This is a genomic window from Agrobacterium sp. CG674 (assembly GCF_053521645.1).
This window is the reverse complement of record NZ_JBNWDZ010000002.1, coordinates 26,030-43,345: the sequence shown is the minus strand read 5'-3', so window position 1 is coordinate 43,345 and position 17,316 is coordinate 26,030. Positions and strand designations below refer to the sequence as shown.

Sequence of the window (17,316 nt, the reverse complement as noted above, 5' to 3'; positions counted from 1 at the left end):
GCGTCCTCAGAGACCGGACAGCGCTTCATCCACACCCGCGATGATTTCGGCGGCTGTGTCTTCGGCGGATTGCTGGCCATAGGCGAAGGCTTCAAGATTGGTGTCGAAAGCCTCGGTGATGCGCGGATGCTCGATCAGCGGCGAGACCTTCGGGCCTTCGGACTCGACCACAACCTTGTAGGATTGCGCCTGCACGGGCTTGATCTTGCCCGCATCCGTCAGCGTCTTGATGGCGATCTTGCTGGAGGGAATACCGCGTGTGGCCCCCAGAATGGCCACGGCTTCAGGGTCGTTCAGCAGGCAGTTGATGATCTGCGCTGCCGCCTTCGGCTCCTTGCTGTTCTTGGAGATGGAAAACAGCATGGATGGCTTGCGATAAATGCCCTCGGACTTGCCGCCTTCAGATTTCGGCGAATGGGCGGGCACGAGTTCCAGACCCTTTTCGAGCGGTGCGGCGATCTTGCCGTAGGTGCTGTCCCACTGATAGGTGCCCGCGTAACGGCCATTGGCCCATTTCGGATTTTCAAACAAAGGGCGATTGCCGCCGCCGGAAGAGCTCTTCCAGGATTCGATGACGTGCTTGTCCACCATCGACTGGTAGAAGTTCAGGGCTTCGGCGAGCTCTGCCTCTGTCCACGCAATCTTGTTGGTTTCGGGATCGATGAATGTCTTGCCGGTCATCTGCGTGGCACGCAGGATAACCACGATACGGGCATTGAGGCCGTTGCCCTCCGAAGGTGCCGCTTCAAACGGGTAGTAACCGTCTCCGAGCTTTTCCTTGAGAACCGGCGCGGCGGCAAAGACCTCATCCCAGGTCGTCGGGATGGTGATGCCAGCCTTTTCGTAGATCGTTTTGTTGAACATGAAAATGCGGCCTGTGGTGGAAACCGCAACGCCGTTCAGCTTGCCCTTGACGGTCGTGCTGTCGAGATCGGCCTGCGTCCATTGGCTGAGATCAATCACGTCCTTGAACTGGTTGAGATCGGCAAAGCCATCGCCATTTTTCGAAAACAGCGGCAGCCACGGCCAGTTGACCTGCATGATATCAGGTTCGGTGCGGCCAGCGAGCTGCGTGGCGATCTTTTCCTGATGGCCCTGCCAGCCGGTAAACTCAGGCGCAATCGTGTGGCCGAATTTTGCGCCACACACCTTCAGGGCTTCCTGCGTGGCCAGATGCCGGTCATCGCTTCCCCACCAAGACATGCGCAGGTTTGCAGCCGACGCCGTATTGGCAAGGCTTGTGGCGGCAAAAAGCACAGACAGTATCAATGCACGTTTCATTGTAGATCCTCCCGATCATTCAACGTTGAATTCAGATGCCTCTAGGCAAGGCTGATGTTTTCGCCCGATTGACGGGAAAACACATGGGCCGAGCGGGCATCCGCCGTCAGCCACACCTGCTCGTCCCTCAAGGCCTTGCGCTCATAGGACTGCGCCTGCACCACAGCGATGACACGGTTCTCTCCCGCCTGGATGTGCAGATAGACCTCATGCCCCATGAACTCGACATGGCTGATACGGCCCGAAAGGGCATTGGGCGTGTCTGGCGTCGCAAGGCTGAAATGCTGCGGGCGAACCCCTAAAATGACCTCTTTCGGAGCATCTGCGCGCAGGCGGCTGGTCAGCTCAGGCCCAAGCTGGACACTTTGGCCGGCGATATTGATCGCGCCATCGCTTTCCAGGGTTCCATTGATGAGGTTCATCTCCGGGCTGCCGATGAAGCCGGCGACAAAGGCGTTGGCGGGCCTGTTATAGAGTGTCACCGGGTCAGCCACCTGCATGATGTGGCCTTCCTTCATCACGCAGATGCGGTCGCCCATGGTCATGGCTTCCGTCTGGTCGTGGGTAACATAGACCACAGTCGCCTGCTGCCCATCGGCTTTGAGACGCTTGTGAAGATCGGTGATGCGCACGCGCATCGAGGCACGCAGTTTCGCATCGAGATTGGACAGCGGCTCATCGAAGAGAAAGACCTGCGGCTTCTTGATGAGCGCCCGGCCCACCGCCACGCGCTGCGCCTGCCCGCCGGAAAGCTGCTTGGGCAAACGGTCGAGAAGCGCCTGGATTTCAAGCGTCTCGGACACGTTCTGCGTTGCAGCTTCAATATCGGCCTTGGAGCGGCGCTTCAGGCGCATGCTGAAGGAGAGGTTCTTGTGCACCTTCATATGCGGGTAGAGCGCGTAGTTCTGAAACACCATGGAGATGCCGCGCTCGCCCGGCGGCTTGTCGTTGACGAGTTCGCCACCAATGCGGATTTCTCCGCCGGTGATGCGCTCCAGACCCGCGATCATGCGAAGCGTCGTGGACTTGGCACAGCCTGATGGCCCGACCAGCACCATGAACTCACCATCTTCGATATCGAGATTGATGCCATGCACGGCACGGAAGGACGCATAGTCTTTTTCAAGGTTCCTGAGTTGAAGGCTAGCCATTTCGATTATCCTTTGATGCCGCCAGCGGAGATGCCGTCGATGAAGTATTTCTGCGCCACGAAGAACACGACGAGAGCAGGCGTGATGGCGAGGACCGACATGGCGAGAATGCGGTTCCAGTCGAAGGCTTCGGTGGTGTCGATGGACAGTTTCAAAGCCAGCGACACGGGGTATTTTTCGATTGATGAGAGGTAGATCAACGGCCCGAGGAAGTCGTTCATGGTCCACATGAACTGAAACAGGCAGACTGAGATCAATGCGGGTGTAAGCAGGGGAACGACGATGAAGAGCAATGTCTGCATGGTGGATGCGCCATCCACCCGCGCCGCCTCTTCCATGTCGCGCGGGATAGCGCGCAGGAACTGCACAAGCATGAAGACGAAGAAGGCATCGCCCGCAAAGGCCGAGGGCACCCAGAGCGGCAGATAGGTATCCAGCCAGCCGAGATCGCGAAACAGCAGATATTGCGGAATGCGGGTGACGACATTCGGCAGGAGAAGCGTCGCAATCAGCGATGCAAACAGGATTTTCTTGCCCGGAAACTCAAACCTTGCAAAGCCATAGGCCACCGCCGTGCAGGAAATGGCCGTGCCGATCATCTTTGGAAGCACGATCCAGAGCGTGTTGAGGAAGAATGTTGCGAATGTATAGGGCGTCGACGTCTTCCAGCCCTGGATATAACCGTCCAGCGTCGGATTTTCAGGCCAGAAGCCGGGATTGTTGAAGATTTCGGCATTGGTCTTGAAGGATGCGCCAATCAGCCAGATTAGCGGGTAGAGCATCAACAGACCGACCGCGGTCAGCATGAAATAGCGGATGGTAGTGCTGATACGGGTGCGGAGGCGCTCCCGGCTGCGGGCGCGTTCGGCATCCATGGCAGCAGCGTCGAAGGTGGAAACAGCGTGATCGACCATGGTCAGCTCCTTTTATCGCCGGCGTAGTAGACCCAATGGCGAGACGACCAGAAGGCAATGACGGTCAGCACCATGATGATGACGAACAGGACCCATGCGATGGCCGAGGCGTATCCCATGTCGAACCGCTTGAACGCTTCGTCATAAATATAGAGGGGCAGCAGGTAGGTGGATTTCAGCGGCCCGCCCTGCGTGATGATGTAGGGGCCGTTAAACTCCTGAAACGCCTGCACCATCTGCATGATGAGATTGAAGAAGATGACCGGCGTGATCAGCGGAAGCGTGATGTGGACGAAGGTCTTCCATTTGCCAGCGCCATCGATGGACGCGGCCTCGTAGAGCGAATTATCGACGCTCTGCAACGCGGCCAGGAAAATGACCATGGCCGAACCGAACTGCCAGATGCGCAACAGCGTAATCGTAAACAGCGCGTTGGTCGGATCTCCGAACCAGTTGACCCCTTCAAAGCCGAGCAGGTTGAGGCCCATATTGACGAGACCCGTATCGGCAAAGATGTAGCGCCACAAAACCGCGATCGCGATCGAGCCGCCCAGAATGGATGGCACATAATAGGCCGTGCGGAAGAAATTGATGGCCTTGAGCTTATAGTTCAGGATGACCGCAATGAAGAGCGCGAAGACCAGCTTCAGCGGCACCGTGGTGAACACATAGATCAGCGTCACCCACAGCGATTTGCGGAATGTGCGATCATTGGTGAACAGCTTGATGTAATTGGCAAGGCCGGTGAATGTGGGCTGATCCAGCAGATTGTAATTGGTGAAGCTGAGATAGAGCGACGCCATGAATGGCAGCGTCGTGAAGATCAGCAGCCCGATGATATAGGGCGACAGATAAAACAGCCCAAGGAAGCGATTGTCTCCACTCATGCGCGTGACCTTCCATGCCATGCCGTGCTGGTCAGCGAATGATTGCGCCTCCAAAGCGCGAGCGAAACTGCCGTGGCAGGAGACCTGTCACGCTGATAGTGATGTTCTTTATTCTGCATCTTCGCTAAATTGAGATTTCCTGGCAGTTCACCCTGTTTTCAGAGTTGGACCTCAAAAACCTCAAATCCTCCCATTTCCTCACCAGCCTGTTTCTTTTTCAGGCTCAAGAGATAATATGACTTCCAAAGTGGCATGATGGAAATCGACATTTTCGGGAAAAGAGATGGACAAAATCGAAGGTAATGTTTTTGCCGAAATACCGCCGAATGCTCTGGCTCTGACGCTGACACGCTCCACCATCAAGATGCTGCACTCCCCCACATGGAGCATCGACAAGACCAACAGCGTGCATGATTTTCTGGTCTGCCTGACAGGCAAGGCGACCTATGAGATTGATGGCCAGACGATCACCATGGAGCCTGGTACGGCCATGCTGATACCGGCAAACACGCGCTTTGTCGGTCGCTCCGGCTCCAGAGACCTCTATACCGGCATCGCCCAGCATTTCACGCTCGACCTTTTCGGAAGGCTCGATTTTGTCTCTCAGATAAGGCTGAAGACATGCCTTACCCTTTCGCACTGGACTATTCTGGAGCCAATTGTCAGGCGCTTCCATGACATTGCGCCGCCATCATCCACAACGCTTATGCAGCATCACCTGCTCATGGTGTTGCTGATGGAGTTCATCAACGAAGCCTTCATCGAATGGCGCGAACAGGCGGTGGGCAATGTCGGCAATCCCGATGCGCTATCGCTGGCCATCATGGTTGCGGCAAACCAGATTGCCATGGACCCCGTGAAAGAAACGCTGGCCGAGACTGTTGTGGAGTCGGCACCCTATAATCCCGACTATTTCAAGCGAGAGTTCAAGCGCCAGATTGGCTGGACGCCCGTCAAATTTCAGGAATTCAAACGCATGGAGCGCGCCATGGGACTGTTGGCGAGCGGTTGTCACGTCAAGCAGGCGGCGGAGCAATCAGGCTATACCGACGCCTATTACTTTTCACGCATGTTTAAGCGCTACATCGGCATTAGCCCGGCAGGATATAAGGAGGCTGAGCGACGGCACCGGGAAGGCGCGTTTCCCCGTGGGGAAGAGGATGGCAAAGTTGTCTATCCACTATCGCGCACGGTTCCGCCCAGTGCAAATGTATAGGCGGCATGTGAAGACCACAAAAAAACACCGGCCCAAAGGACCGGTGTTTCCGCTACGTCATCATGTCGTAGCGCCTCTCTCCCAGGAAGAGATTATGGTGCAGGTGCGGTGGTCGTCGTACCGCCAGCGGCTGGCGCAGGTGTCGTGCCGTCGGCCTTGTCTGCCATCGTTACGAATTCAGGCGCAGCCTTCAGGGTCTCAGCGGTCTCAGTCGTCGTCAGACGGATCGTGCCGTTTGCTGTATCGCGTGTGACTGTGAGCTTGCTCATCGGTACAGCTACATCCTTGGTGCCAAGGCCGAGGAACCCGCCGACACCAACAACGGCTGCGACGATGCCGCCATTTTCTTCGAGAATGAGGTTGGTAACGCTACCGATGCTTTCATCTGTAGCCGTGTAAACGTCACTGCCGATGTAATTATTGGCACTGATCTGTGTCGGACCCTGCTCGGTCAAATATGCACCGGAGGCAGCGGTTGTCGATGGCATGGCAGCATCAGGCGCGGTTGTTGTCGCCGGTGCCGTTGCGCTTGGCGCGGCAGGCGCTGTTGTGCCCTGAGCCATTGCCATAGGTGCGAACGTTGTGGAACCCAAGAGAGCGGCTGTAGCGATCATGGTGAGTGTCTTTTTCATTTCGTACCTTCCTTATAGTTTCAAACTAACCTGCTCGCGGCGATTACACGCTTTCGGTGCGAGCCAGTTGTCTAGAAAACGGCAAAGGATCAAATTTGGTTCCGCCATTTTTTTAAGCAGTCAGCACCAGTTTGTGAGGAAGACGTGATCGAAAATGCAGCAGCACCTCTCCGCAATAGACGCACAGCAACAATTCAGGACGACGCTGAACTGCGTCGAAATGGCGTGCTCAAAAAAAGATTTACGCCCTCGAAGAAAAATTGAAAATCGTTGGAACCAAAGAATCACGTCGGCGTTTTTAAAGGCAAGCCAAGCCACTCCCCGTCCCCGCCTGAGGCTTGGCGCAGCAGGTTTTGCCCCTGAAAACCTGCACTGAATAGCACGGCTCTACGGAGCCGTGCTTTTTTCGTTTTGGGCATTTTTATTAGAAAGTGACGTCGCTAGCTTGCCAGAACGCTCGAAGGTTAAAGCGATGCGAGTGGCCAAACTCAACACTTAGGTTGGAATAGGTGCGGGAAATCTCAGGAAATAATCAATATTGTCGGCACTTACCTGGTAGCGCGCTTCGCCACCCAGTGCTGCGGGAACAACCTTTTCCAGCACAACGCTGCCAAAATTGCTTCTCTTGTCGCCATCGCCAGAGGACATGACGGCACCGCTGCCACCCAGAGGCTCTGTCCAGCGGACCTCGAAAAAATCTCCATCCTTGCGACAATCCAACGTCAGCGGAAGATGCCGGGACAGGTTTCCGCCATGGCTGACGGTGTTGACGACGAGTTCGTGGAAAGCGAGCCCCACATAAAGCGCACCATTGGGATTAAGAAGAAGGTTTTCGCCCCTCATCTGTATCAGGTGCGGATATTCCGGCAGATAAAGATCGGCCTGCTGTTTGAGCAGGTCGAAAATTTCCGCGCCGCGCCAGTCGGAATCCGTGATCAAATCCTGTGACTGAGCAAGCGCATGCAGCCTGCCGCGGAATTTGCGCAGAAAATCTTCTTTGGTGAAGCTGAACCGAGCCGTCTGTGCAGCAAGGCTCTGGATGATGGCGAGAAGATTTTTGGACCTGTGACTGACTTCGCGCAGCAGAGAGCGCAGCAATTGCTCGCGCCTTCGCTCGGCGGTGATCTCTCGGATCGTCGTTTTGAGAACGCGCTGCCCGGACATGTTGACGGTGGAATAGACGTGAAACTGGAAGACGCGGTCCTTACCGGCATTCACTTCCAGCATGCCCCTGCTGCCGGCAGAGGTCAGGTCTTTCTTGAGATCGGCCAAGCGGGCGGCGAGATCTTCGCCGAACATGGTGATGTCAGTCGGGTCCTGCGCGGTTTCCTGCGGGAGGTTCCACACATCGGGCAGGTTCGCGATGAAGATATACTCTTTGTCACGGTCCTGCAGCATGACCGTTTCGTCGGAATCGAGAAGAGCCAACACGAGTGAATCGTGAAGGTCGCCCTCATCCCGCCCCGCATTATGCCACGCCAGCCGATGCAATATGGTCTCCTAACGGGGAACGGCGATCAAGGTCGCTTTGTTTTGAACAAACACGCAGACCTCAACGCCGAGTAACAACCCGAGTTCCAAAATCTTCTAAGTAGAGAGCTATTTAAGCAGCGACACGTGAACTTTCATTGAAGAACAACGCCTGGCTGATCAGCGCCTTCACCATATCAGGATTGAACGGCTTGGTCACAAGGAATGTCGGCTCAGGACGCTCGCCTGTGAGAAGACGCTCAGGGAAGGCAGTGATGAAGATGACGGGAAGCGTTGTCATCTGAAGGATTTCCTTCATGGCTTCCAGACCCGAGCTTCCGTCTGCCAGCTGAATATCCGCAAGGATCATCTTAGGCTGGGTGCGGTGGAACAGTTCAAGCGCTTCCTTGTGGGTACGCGCAATGCCGGTCACGTTATGGCCCAGATCCGTTACCATCTGTTCGATGTCCATCGCGATCAATGGCTCGTCTTCGATGATCATGATGTCGGTGGCGACCTGACGGGCAATTTCGGATGCTGCTTCGTCGATCAGCTTGCCGACATGCGCTTCAGGCACGCGAAGGATCTCGGCGACTTCAGCCATGGAGAATTCCTCGACTGTAGTCAGGAGGAACGCCTGGCGTGGAACCGCTGGCACAGCGGAAAGGTTCGCAGAAGCGCGCTTTTCCCAGCCCGTGAGGTTTTCATCGGTCTTGATGTTGATCGTTACGGAACTAAAAATCGATACGAACAATTGATAGAGCGAGACCCGGTCACTGCTGGTCTGCGGAAAAATGCTGACATCGGCAATCAATGCTTCCAGGCTGGCGGCAACGTAAGCGTCGCCAGTGGATTGTGAACCGCAAACAGCACGCGCGAACCTGCGAAGATAGGGCAGGTGTGGTGCAATGCGTGTAGAAACTGACATAAAATTCTCCCCTGGAATCGTTCGGCTTGCATCGCAAACCTAAACAAAAAAACGTGGCATCTAAAAAAAAGTTCCGGTCGGCTGGAACATTTTTTTTAGATAGGCATTATGAGTCATGACACATTAGGAATACCGGAAATCATGAGCATGTTTCAATCAGATCAGGAACCGTCTGATAAGGGGAAGTCACCGACAGTCCCGGATTCGGGGCGAACGGTGATATCTCGCAAATTACGCGAACTTTACGACACAGTTCAAGACGAGGGCATTCCAGACAAGTTCCTCGATTTGCTTGAAAAACTCGACGAAGCTGAAAACAAAGCGAAAGCGTCGGGTCTGTGATGGTAGAAGAGCCAAACAAGAACGAATACAATTTCAAGCGTGAGATGCTGGCTGCTTTGCCAAATCTGCGCGCCTTTGCCATTTCGCTCATCAGATCCCGTGACCGCGCCGACGATTTGGTGCAGGACACCATTATGAAGGCGTGGGCAAAGCAGGAAAGCTATCAGCCCGGCACCAATATGCGTGCATGGCTGGTGACAATCCTTCGCAACGAATTCTACAGCCAGATCAGAAAATCCGGCCGTGAAGTTCAGGATACCGATGGTGCTTACACATCGCGTCTGTCGGTTCCACCGGAACAGCATGGTTCTGTCGATCTGGCGGATTTCAAGACGGCGCTTGCCAAGTTGCCTGAAGACCAGCGTGAAGCCATTCTGCTGATCGGCGCATCTGGTTTTGCATATGAGGAAGCTGCGGAAATCTGCGGTTGCCCTGTCGGCACCATCAAAAGCCGCGTCAGCCGCGCTCGTCTGCGCCTTCAGGAACTGCTCGGCATTCAGGATGAAAACGAGTTTGGTCCCGATGCCCAGATGACAGCCGTTACGGCGGCATCAGCGGTACGCTAAGCCAAACTACAAGACACTTCAAAAAGGCGCGGCCTCACGGCTGCGCCTTTTTATATTCCGCCTTCCTTCACAGATTGCATCACCACAAAGGTCGATGTGTTGGCGACACAGGGCAGGCTCGAAATTTTCTCGCCCAGCACGCGCCTGTATTTGCGGATATCGGTGGTGCGCACCTTCAAGAGATAGTCGAAGGCACCCGCGATCATGTGGCACTCTTCCACTTCCTTGATCTTGCGAACGGCGGTGTTGAAATCCTCCAGCGCCTTTTCGCGCGTATCCGACAGTTTGACCTCAGTGAAGGCGATATGCTCCAGCCCCAGCTTGGCCGGGTTGAGCATGGCGCGGAAGCCCAGAATATAGCCTTGATCGACCAGATGCTTCAGCCGTGTCTGGCACGGCGTTTTCGACAGGCCAACCTGCCGCGACAATTCCAGAATGGACATGCGCCCATCCTCGCTCAAAGCGCCCAATATCTTCAGATCGAAGTGATCAAGATCGCCTGTTTCAGATGGTTTTGGCATCCATATTGCCTTCAAAAGCCAATATTATAAGTTATTTTGTCCCAATATATCGCTGAAATAGGACCATAGCAACTTCACCGGCAATGGTAAGATTGTGTCAGAACAAGAGCGTCGAGATCACACGCGCTCATCACCGATATCAGGGACCGGACCCATGGCCGAACACAACGCCGCGCTTGCCACACCACAGACCGATGCAGCAGACGGTGTCTTTGCCCGTTTTGCGCCACCGACAAGCCCGCAGACGCCGCTTCGCCGCGCCATCACCGAGGCGACGCGCCGGTCAGAACCCGAATGCTTGGCACCCTTGCTTGAGGCCGCAGCTGTCTCGCCCGAACAGGCGGCGACGATCCGCAACATTGGGCGCAAGCTTGTCACCGCCCTTCGCGCTAAGGCAAAGGGCACCGGTGTTGAAGGTCTGGTGCAGGAATATTCGCTTTCCAGCCAGGAAGGCGTGGCGCTGATGTGCCTTGCCGAAGCGCTGTTGCGCATTCCCGATGCTGCCACCCGTGACGCGCTGATCCGTGACAAGATCGCCACCGGCGACTGGCGCTCGCATCTGGGCGGCGGTCGTTCGCTCTTCGTCAACGCCGCCACCTGGGGTCTCGTCATCACCGGCAAGCTGACCTCCACCGTCAACGACAAGGGTCTTTCAGCAGCACTGACAAAACTGATCTCCCGCGCAGGAGAACCGGTCATCCGCCGGGGCGTGGATATGGCCATGCGGATGATGGGCGAACAGTTCGTGACAGGCCAGACAATCGCTGAAGCCATCAACCGCTCCAAACCGCTTGAAGCGCAGGGCTTTCAATATTCCTACGACATGCTGGGTGAAGCAGCGACCACGGCCAAGGATGCCGAGCGCTACTACCGCGATTACGAGCAGGCCATTCATGCCATCGGCAAGGCGTCCGCCGGTCGCGGCGTCTATGGCGGCCCCGGCATTTCCATCAAGCTTTCTGCGCTGCACCCGCGCTATGTGAGAGCGCAGGCGCAGCGTGTTATGGATGAGCTTCTGCCGCGCGTCAAATCCCTGATGCTTCTGGCCAAGGGTTACAACATCGGCCTCAACATCGATGCCGAGGAGGCTGACCGGCTGGAGCTTTCGCTCGACCTTCTCGAAACCCTTGCGCTGGATACAGAGCTTGGCAACTGGCACGGTCTTGGCTTTGTCGTGCAGGCCTATAGCCGCCGCTGCCCCTTCGTGCTGGATTATATCATTGATCTTGCGCGCCGGTCCAACCGCCGCATCATGGTGCGCCTCGTCAAGGGTGCCTATTGGGATGCCGAAATCAAGCGGGCACAGCTGGATGGCCTCACCGACTTCCCCGTCTTTACCCGCAAGGTTCACACGGATGTTTCCTACATTGCCTGCGCCACCAAGCTGCTGGCAGCCCGCGATGTGGTCTTCCCGCAATTTGCCACCCACAATGCGCAATCGCTGGCAACGATCTACCATCTGGCCGGTCCCGAATTCAAAATCGGAGACTATGAGTTTCAGTGCCTGCACGGCATGGGCGAGCCGCTCTACAGCGAGGTCGTCGGCAAAACCAATCTCGACCGCCCTTGCCGCTTCTATGCGCCGGTTGGAACCCATGAAACGCTTCTGGCCTATCTCGTGCGCCGGTTGCTGGAAAACGGTGCGAACTCGTCCTTCGTCAACCGCATCGCAGACCCCAATGTCGCCATCGACCAGCTTCTGGACGATCCGGTTGCCGTGGTGAAAGCCATGCCTGCTCCCGGTGCGCAGCACGAGAAAATCGCAAAGCCTGCCAATCTCTTCGGCACCCGCACCAATTCGGCAGGGCTCGATCTTGCCAATGACATGGTTCTGGCATCACTCAGCGAAGCCTTGTCCGCAAGCGTCGCCATGGAATGGAAAGCAGCCTCGCCTCTTTCGTCAGGTACAACGCGTTCTGTTCTCAACCCCGGCGACCACACGGATGTGGTCGGCACCGTGACCGAGCCGAGCGAAGAAGACGTTGCCAAGGCGCTGGAAGCCGCAGCCTCGTCCAATTGGTCGCAGATATCAGTTAAAGAGCGCGCCGCCTGCCTCGAAAAAGCAGCTGACGTCATGCAGGAGCGATTGCCGACCCTGCTTGGCCTCATCATGCGCGAGGCTGGAAAATCGGCACCCAACGCCATTGCCGAAGTGCGCGAAGCCATCGATTTCCTGCGCTACTATGCCCATGAAGCCCGCGCCACATTCGGTGTCCAGCAGCAGGCGCTTGGCCCCATCGTCTGCATCAGCCCGTGGAATTTTCCGCTGGCCATTTTCATCGGGCAGGTTGCAGCAGCATTGGTTGCTGGAAACCCGGTACTGGCAAAGCCCGCCGAAGAAACGCCGCTGATTGCCGCAGAAGCCATTCGCATGCTGCATGAGGCGGGCGTTCCCGATGATGCTGTCCAGCTTCTTCCCGGCGATGGCAAAACCGGTGCCCAGCTTGTGGGTGCCCGCCAGACCGCAGGCGTGATGTTTACCGGCTCCACCGAAGTTGCGCGTCTGATCCAGAAGCAACTGACTGACCGTGTATCGAGCGACGGTCGCCCTATTCCGCTCATCGCAGAAACCGGTGGCCAGAACGCCATGATCGTGGACTCCTCGGCCCTTGCAGAGCAGGTCGTGGCCGATGTCATTGCATCCGCCTTTGACAGCGCCGGTCAGCGTTGCTCGGCGCTGCGCGTGCTTTGCCTTCAGGACGATGTTGCTGACCGGACGCTGACCATGCTGAAGGGCGCTCTACACGAATTGCGCATCGGCAGAACCGACCAGCTATCGGTGGATGTAGGCCCCGTGATTACGCTGGAGGCCAAGGACAATATCGAAAAACACATCAAAGCCATGCGCGCCCTTGGCAACTCCATCGAGCAGATCACCCCGAGCGGTGAAACGGACAAGGGCACCTTCGTGCCGCCCACCATCGTCGAGCTGAAATCGCTGTCCGATCTCAAGCGCGAAGTCTTTGGCCCGGTTCTGCACGTCATCCGCTTCAAACGCGAAAAGTTGGATCGGTTGATAGACGACATCAACGCCACCGGCTACGGCCTGACCTTCGGCCTGCACACGCGCCTCGACACGACAATCGCGCATGTGCTTTCGCGGGTGAAGGCTGGCAATCTCTATGTCAACCGCAACATTATCGGTGCGGTCGTGGGTGTGCAGCCCTTCGGTGGTCGTGGCCTGTCCGGCACCGGCCCCAAGGCTGGCGGCCCGCTTTATCTGGGACGGCTCACCAAAAACCCGCCTCTGGTTGAGCGCAAGGGCCAGCAGCCCGACACGGCAATTGCCGATCTCGCCAACCGGCTGGACACGAAAGGCGACAAGGCCGCAGCGCAAGTGGTGCGGGCTTCTGGCGATCTTTCAGGCCTCGGCTTTGAGACAGAACTTGCAGGCCCTGTCGGTGAGCGCAATCTTTATGCGCTGCATCCGCGTGGTCAGGTGCTGCTTGCGCCGCAGACGAAAGGCGGGCTTTTCCGCCAGCTGGCAGCCGCCCTTGCAGCTGGAAATACTGTCGTGATCGACCGGGAAACGAAGCTGGACGCGGAGCTTGATGGCCTGCCATCCAGCGTCGCTGCCCGCATCACATGGTCAAGCGATTGGGAAGCGGCGGGACCGTTTGCCGGTGCGCTGATCGAGGGGCACGCAGAGCGGGTGCAGCAGCTCAACACCCGCATCGCTGGCCTTCCGGGGCCTCTGGTTTTGGTTCAATCCGCCACGACAGAGCAATTGCAAGGCGCTGAGCAGCCCTACAATCTGAACTGGTTGCTGGAAGAAGTCTCCGTCAGCGTCAACACGACGGCAGCAGGCGGAAATGCCAGCCTGATGTCGATAGGATAGAAGAAAAACCGCTGGCGAGAACCCAATCTCGCCAGCGGTCATTTTTAAAAGCTTGTTCGATGTCGCCAGATTATTCGATGTCGCCAAACTATTCGATGTCGAATGTCACGCCCTGCGCCAGTGGCAGCGCCTTGGAATAGTTCACGGTGTTGGTCGCACGGCGCATATAAGCCTTCCATGCGTCGGAGCCGGATTCGCGACCGCCGCCTGTTTCCTTTTCACCACCGAAGGCACCGCCGATTTCAGCACCTGACGTGCCGATATTGACATTGGCAATGCCGCAATCGGACCCGTCAGCCGCCATGAAGCGCTCGGCTTCCTGAAGATCGCGGGTGAAGATGGACGAGGACAGACCAGCGGCAACGGCATTGTGGTCCGCAACGGCCTGATCGAAATCGCTGTATTTCATCACATAGAGGATCGGCGCGAAGGTTTCTTCCAGAACAGGGCCAACCTGCTTCGGCATTTCGACCAGCGCGGGCTTGACGTAATAGGCGGTGTCCTTAGCAGCATCAGCAACACGCTCACCACCGGTGATGACGCCGCCATGCGCCTTCGCCGCTTCCAGCGCCTTCTGCATGCCATCAAAGGCCGCTTTGTCGATCAGCGGACCGACCAGCGCGGATGTTTCCAGCGGGTTGCCGATGGAGACCGAACCGTAAGCCTTTTTCAGACGTGGAACGAGCTGGTCATAGACGCTGTCATGCACGAAGAGACGGCGAAGCGTGGTGCAACGCTGACCGGCTGTTCCCATGGCCCCGAAGGCAATGGCGCGCAGCGCCATGTCGAGATCGGCAGAGGGGCAGACGATACCGGCATTATTGCCGCCGAGTTCCAGAATGGCGCGGGCAAAACGCTTGGCCAGACGTGGGGCCACATCGCGGCCCATGCGGGTGGAACCGGTGGCCGAAACCAGCGGCACTTTCGGATGATCGACCAGCGTTTCGCCAACCGTGCGATCACCAATGATGACCTGGCTCAAACCGTCAGGCGCATCACCGAAACGGGCAATAGCGCGCTCGAAAATGCCCTGAACGGCAAGGGCCGTCAGCGGTGTCTTTTCCGATGGCTTCCAGACGACGGCATTACCGCAGACGATGGCGAGCGCCGCATTCCACGCCCAGACGGCAACGGGAAAGTTGAAGGCGGAGATGACGCCGACGACACCCAGGGGATGCCAGGTTTCCATCATGCGGTGGCCGGGACGCTCGGTCGCAATCGTCAGGCCGTAGAGCTGGCGCGAAAGACCGACTGCGAAATCGCAAATATCGATCATTTCCTGCACTTCGCCGAGACCTTCAGAGGTAATCTTGCCGGCTTCGAGCGACACGAGACGGCCAAGATCATCCTTCGCTGCACGCAGTTCTTCACCCAAGAGCCGCACCAACTCGCCGCGCTTGGGCGCTGGCACCAGACGCCATGTGCGGAAGGCTCCATCAGCCTTTTCGACCATGGCTGAGACGTCGCTTGCGGAAACCGTTTTCAGCCGGGCGATTTCCTCGCCGCTGACAGGGCTGAAAGACGCCATATCGCCACCCTGATAAAGTGCCGGCGTAACGCCCATCTTTTCCAGAAGTGCTCCGGCTTCCTTGACGACATCGACCTTGCTTGCGGATTGGCTCATGACAAAAGCTCCTTGGTTCCAGATAACGGGACATTGACGCGCGGCCAGACCCGTTTCATTCTCTTTCCAGATCATATACGGGTTCAAGTGCCGTTTTCAAATGAGGAAACCGGTTCTGTTGATGCGAGACTGGAATGGACACACGCAGACGGCTGGTTCCTGATATCGTCACCTTGCAGGCGTTCGAATGCGCGGCAAGGCACGGAAATTTCACGCGCGCGGCAGAAGAGCTGAACCTGACACAAAGCGCCGTCAGCCGCCAGATCAGCGATCTGGAAGCACAAACGGGCATGCTGCTGTTCGAGCGTATTCGCAGGCGCGTAGTGCTATCAGATGCCGGACGTAAATTCCTGCCGGACGTGCAAAGATTGCTGCATCAATCCGAGCAGTTGATGGTGCGCGCCGTCACATCAGGTGCGTCCAACGCGTCGCTGTCCATCGCGACGCTTCCGACATTCGGCAGCCGCTGGCTGACCCCTCGCCTCCACAAATTCTTAAGCACCCAGCCGGATACGGTGCTGACGGTCGCATCCCGCTCCCAACCTTTCGATTTCGATGAGGAAGGTTTCGATATTGCCATTCATTACGGCCAGCCGGTCTGGGCGCATGGAACCTGCAGCTTTCTGTGCAACGAAGTCATCGTTCCCGTCGCAAGCCCTGCTCTCCTCGCCTCCCGCCCGGTGGAACGCCGGGCTGACATGCTGGATGGCCCGCTTCTGCACGTTTCCACGCGCCCGAAACTATGGACCGAATGGTTCGAGATGGATGGATTGGCCACCGACAGCGCCTATCGCGGCAGCCGCTTCGATCAGTTTTCGATGCTCATCGAGGCCGCCATCAGCGGGTTGGGTTTTGCACTTCTGCCCCGATATCTGATCGAGGCAGAACTGAATTCCGGCCTTCTGCAGGTGGTGTTTGATGTGCCGCTGCAAACGGAAAACAGTTACTACATTGCCCTGCCCGAAGGACGGCAGGACAATGTGCTGGCGCGTGCATTTCAGAACTGGCTGCTGGAGCAGGTGGGGCAACCGCTGTAAACAGTTCAGAGCCGGTTTCGGAAAAACGGGTTCCAGCGCACCACACCGAGCCGGATTTTCTCGCGCATCATCGTCAGCAATCCGGCAGCGGCGATCACGACCAGACCTGAAATGGCAAGCGTATCCGGATATTCCGCAAAGAAGAACGCGCCAATGGCAACCGCCCATAAGATCTGCGAGTAATGCGACGGCGCGATCTGGCTAGCGGGCGCGATCTTGGTTGCCGTGAGCAGCGTCAGTTGCCCAACGGCGGTGCAGACGCCAATGATGATGAAGGCACCGATCTGATGCCATGTCGGCACCTGAAAATCCTGATACATCAAGACGCCGTTGAAGATCAGGCCATAGAGAACAAGCACGCCCATGATGGAGGTCCGCTTTTCCCGCCCTGCCAGTGAGCGCAGCAGAACAATGGTGAGGCCCGCCAGAAAGGCAACGCAAATGGCCGCGAAGTGCCCAAGTTCCAGGGTCTTGAAGCCGGGGCGAACGACCAGAATGACGCCGACAATGCCAGCCATGACCGCCGACCAGCGCCACAGCCCGATATCTTCCTTCAGCACCAGCGCCGACAGGATGGTGACAAAAAGCGGGGACAGAAAGATCAGCGCATAGGCTTCCGCCAGCGGCACGCTGGTGAAGGCATAAATGCCGAGAATGCCAGCAAACAGCCCCGAGATGGCGCGGGCATGGACTGCCCACGGTCTGCTCATGCGCCAAAAATGACGCCAATGCTCGTCTCTGGGCTTGAAAAAGAAGATGATGGATGCGGACGAGAGAATGCTGAAAAAGCCGATTTCGAAGACGCTGACCTCTGAGCCCAGCGACTTGATAGTGGCGTCTCCCCAGGAAAAGCTGGCGTAAGCGAGCAACCCCAGTAGAAAACCTTTTTGCATGGCAACCCATCCCGGA

General features: G+C 57.1%; 16 protein-coding genes. 6 read left to right on the top strand and 10 right to left on the bottom strand.

The features are described from left to right. Positions 1-6 precede the first annotated feature (6 nt). From ACQZ51_RS05470 to ACQZ51_RS05455, 4 genes are read right to left on the bottom strand one after another with little or no spacing between them, the layout of a single operon-like run. Positions 7-1,281 (bottom strand): ABC transporter substrate-binding protein, encoded by a 1,275-nt coding sequence (locus tag ACQZ51_RS05470; RefSeq protein WP_448775843.1) that lies wholly within the window; start codon positions 1,279-1,281, stop codon positions 7-9. Positions 1,282-1,322: 41 nt separating this feature from the next. Then, positions 1,323-2,432: an ABC transporter ATP-binding protein gene (locus ACQZ51_RS05465; protein WP_448775841.1), complete on the bottom strand. Its 1,110-nt coding sequence runs from the start codon at positions 2,430-2,432 to the stop codon at positions 1,323-1,325. Between the two features lie 5 nt (positions 2,433-2,437). Further along, complete coding sequence (locus ACQZ51_RS05460; protein WP_448775839.1) at positions 2,438-3,346, bottom strand: carbohydrate ABC transporter permease; 909 nt, start codon at positions 3,344-3,346, stop codon at positions 2,438-2,440. A 2-nt stretch (positions 3,347-3,348) separates the two neighbouring features. Continuing rightward, the gene (locus tag ACQZ51_RS05455; RefSeq protein WP_192068054.1) at positions 3,349-4,233 is read right to left on the bottom strand and encodes a carbohydrate ABC transporter permease; all 885 of its coding nucleotides are present in this window, start codon (positions 4,231-4,233) and stop codon (positions 3,349-3,351) included. Positions 4,234-4,516: 283 nt separating this feature from the next. Here ACQZ51_RS05455 and ACQZ51_RS05450 point away from each other — a divergent pair, with 283 nt between their 5' ends. After that, positions 4,517-5,449 (top strand): AraC family transcriptional regulator, encoded by a 933-nt coding sequence (locus ACQZ51_RS05450; RefSeq protein ID WP_448775836.1) that lies wholly within the window; start codon positions 4,517-4,519, stop codon positions 5,447-5,449. Between the two features lie 92 nt (positions 5,450-5,541). Here ACQZ51_RS05450 and ACQZ51_RS05445 read toward each other — a convergent pair whose 3' ends face one another. Beyond that, positions 5,542-6,081 carry a PRC-barrel domain-containing protein gene (locus ACQZ51_RS05445; RefSeq protein WP_448775834.1) on the bottom strand — a complete coding sequence of 180 codons (540 nt, stop codon included), beginning with the start codon at positions 6,079-6,081 and terminating at the stop codon, positions 5,542-5,544. A gap of 154 nt (positions 6,082-6,235) precedes the next feature. On the opposite strand from ACQZ51_RS05445, the gene ACQZ51_RS05440 reads away from it, so the two are divergent. Next, complete coding sequence (locus ACQZ51_RS05440; protein ID WP_448775832.1) at positions 6,236-6,457, top strand: hypothetical protein; 222 nt, start codon at positions 6,236-6,238, stop codon at positions 6,455-6,457. Between the two features lie 119 nt (positions 6,458-6,576). Here ACQZ51_RS05440 and ACQZ51_RS05435 read toward each other — a convergent pair whose 3' ends face one another. Together ACQZ51_RS05435 and ACQZ51_RS05430 are read right to left on the bottom strand one after the other, a co-directional pair. Beyond that, the gene (locus tag ACQZ51_RS05435; RefSeq protein WP_448775830.1) at positions 6,577-7,572 is read right to left on the bottom strand and encodes a sensor histidine kinase; all 996 of its coding nucleotides are present in this window, start codon (positions 7,570-7,572) and stop codon (positions 6,577-6,579) included. 112 nt (positions 7,573-7,684) lie between these two features. Continuing rightward, complete coding sequence (locus ACQZ51_RS05430) at positions 7,685-8,479, bottom strand: response regulator (protein ID WP_192068050.1); 795 nt, start codon at positions 8,477-8,479, stop codon at positions 7,685-7,687. Positions 8,480-8,620: 141 nt separating this feature from the next. On the opposite strand from ACQZ51_RS05430, the gene ACQZ51_RS05425 reads away from it, so the two are divergent. After that, positions 8,621-8,821 (top strand): NepR family anti-sigma factor, encoded by a 201-nt coding sequence (locus ACQZ51_RS05425; protein WP_042617819.1) that lies wholly within the window; start codon positions 8,621-8,623, stop codon positions 8,819-8,821. After that, positions 8,821-9,387 carry a sigma-70 family RNA polymerase sigma factor gene (locus ACQZ51_RS05420; RefSeq protein ID WP_042617718.1) on the top strand — a complete coding sequence of 189 codons (567 nt, stop codon included), beginning with the start codon at positions 8,821-8,823 and terminating at the stop codon, positions 9,385-9,387. The genes ACQZ51_RS05425 and ACQZ51_RS05420 overlap by 1 nt, the downstream gene beginning before the upstream one ends. Positions 9,388-9,437: 50 nt before the next feature. On the opposite strand, the gene ACQZ51_RS05415 is transcribed toward ACQZ51_RS05420, so the two are convergent. Continuing rightward, positions 9,438-9,908 (bottom strand): Lrp/AsnC family transcriptional regulator, encoded by a 471-nt coding sequence (locus ACQZ51_RS05415; RefSeq protein WP_448775827.1) that lies wholly within the window; start codon positions 9,906-9,908, stop codon positions 9,438-9,440. A gap of 154 nt (positions 9,909-10,062) precedes the next feature. Here ACQZ51_RS05415 and putA point away from each other — a divergent pair, with 154 nt between their 5' ends. Further along, positions 10,063-13,746, top strand: coding sequence for a trifunctional transcriptional regulator/proline dehydrogenase/L-glutamate gamma-semialdehyde dehydrogenase (putA, locus tag ACQZ51_RS05410; protein WP_448775826.1), 3,684 nt, complete (start codon positions 10,063-10,065; stop codon positions 13,744-13,746). A gap of 88 nt (positions 13,747-13,834) precedes the next feature. Here the strand turns inward: putA and amaB are convergent, their stop codons facing one another. Beyond that, on the bottom strand, positions 13,835-15,370 hold the full coding sequence (gene amaB / locus ACQZ51_RS05405) for an L-piperidine-6-carboxylate dehydrogenase (RefSeq protein WP_448775824.1): 1,536 nt from the start codon (positions 15,368-15,370) through the stop codon (positions 13,835-13,837). Between the two features lie 134 nt (positions 15,371-15,504). On the opposite strand from amaB, the gene ACQZ51_RS05400 reads away from it, so the two are divergent. After that, positions 15,505-16,407 (top strand): LysR family transcriptional regulator, encoded by a 903-nt coding sequence (locus tag ACQZ51_RS05400; RefSeq protein WP_448775822.1) that lies wholly within the window; start codon positions 15,505-15,507, stop codon positions 16,405-16,407. Between the two features lie 5 nt (positions 16,408-16,412). Here the strand turns inward: ACQZ51_RS05400 and ACQZ51_RS05395 are convergent, their stop codons facing one another. Then, positions 16,413-17,300, bottom strand: a complete 888-nt coding sequence (locus ACQZ51_RS05395) for a DMT family transporter (protein ID WP_042617722.1) — start codon at positions 17,298-17,300, stop codon at positions 16,413-16,415. Positions 17,301-17,316 lie beyond the last annotated feature (16 nt).